The following is a 1,137-nucleotide window of genomic DNA, read 5'->3' on the forward strand; positions in this document are numbered from 1 at the left end:
TTTAGGCATATATCAGTATTTTTTCAAAGTTTAATGGTGTGGATGCTTTTTTGACCGAATTATTCGAAGTAATATTTATCTTCGGAGGAAACTTTAGAAGAGTATTGTTTCCTGAATGGTTGAGTCTAATGATTACCCTAACTGTAAAATAAATGACTATGGCAATAATAAATATTAAAACCCAAGTACTTGAAAACTTTATATAATAGCTTAAAAATTCAGATTTTAAAATACCTGTCTTATCTTTTAAAATCAGGATTTTTACCAGTTTAAGTTTTTTAGCTAGACCCATTATAGTACCTAACAAAGTTATTATTACAAATCCCAATACAGCCATTTTTAGAAAGTTGTTTAAAGTAATCACCGGCATTGACTTTTTTCATCCCCAGTAGATGAAACTGTTGCTTTACTTGTATCAATTATAATTGTAATAAGAAAAGCAGCTAAATATAATATAGCTGAAGCTTTAATAAAATCAATCATATAAATTCCCCTTTCTGATATTTGTTAGTCGAAATAGCCAATATTCTTTTCCAAATTAGAAAAGTTCTTTGAAACACCCTTCCACCAGTTTTTATCTTCTGCGTATCCGTGACCGTCTCTATTTATCCATTTGATAACATCCTCAGTAGCCGGACAATTTTTACTTAAACGTAATATTGTTTTAGCAGCACCTTTAGCAGATGTTTCTATTCCTGGATTATAGGTTTGCCATGAGCCAGGTATTCCAGAACCAGGCTTGGTGACATTGAAAGGATTATTAGCTATTTTTGTGCTCTGGGGTTAGTCCTAGGAACATACGATTGTTCCTGCCCTACAACGGCAAACATAAGAAATGGATTTAAATCGCTATCTTTAGCAACTCCTATAATTGTAGAAAAATAGGGTTCTTCGCTTAACTTGGAGTTCCTTTTCTTATCAAGCCACTCCTGAAGCTTTTGAGTATTTATGTTTCTATATCGAATGTCTGCATATGTACGGATTTTTAAACCACTGCTACTAGCTGACTTTTGAATACTCTCAAGCTCCTTTAAGAAGTCATAAGGATTTACCAAATTTCCATCTATGTACATCTGAAAATGAATATGTGGAGATGTGCCAGTATCAGCTCCCGGTTTAGAAAAGCTTGATGTGCTC

2 protein-coding genes and 1 pseudogene are annotated in these 1,137 nt (G+C 33.1%); all 3 read right to left on the reverse strand.

Features of this window, described 5'->3' with window-relative positions; genetic code table 11:
- Window position 1 precedes the first annotated feature (1 nt).
- On the reverse strand, window positions 2-337 hold the full coding sequence (locus ACECE_RS0202270; RefSeq protein ID WP_162862461.1) for a hypothetical protein: 336 nt from the start codon (window positions 335-337) through the stop codon (window positions 2-4).
- Between the two features lie 23 nt (window positions 338-360).
- Window positions 361-483, reverse strand: coding sequence for a hypothetical protein (locus tag ACECE_RS32065; protein WP_268871003.1), 123 nt, complete (start codon window positions 481-483; stop codon window positions 361-363).
- Between the two features lie 281 nt (window positions 484-764).
- A pseudogene (locus ACECE_RS0202280) lies at window positions 765-1,137 on the reverse strand (hypothetical protein); the annotation flags it as partial.

This window comes from Acetivibrio cellulolyticus CD2, assembly GCF_000179595.2.
GTDB classification, from domain to species: domain Bacteria; phylum Bacillota; class Clostridia; order Acetivibrionales; family Acetivibrionaceae; genus Acetivibrio; species Acetivibrio cellulolyticus.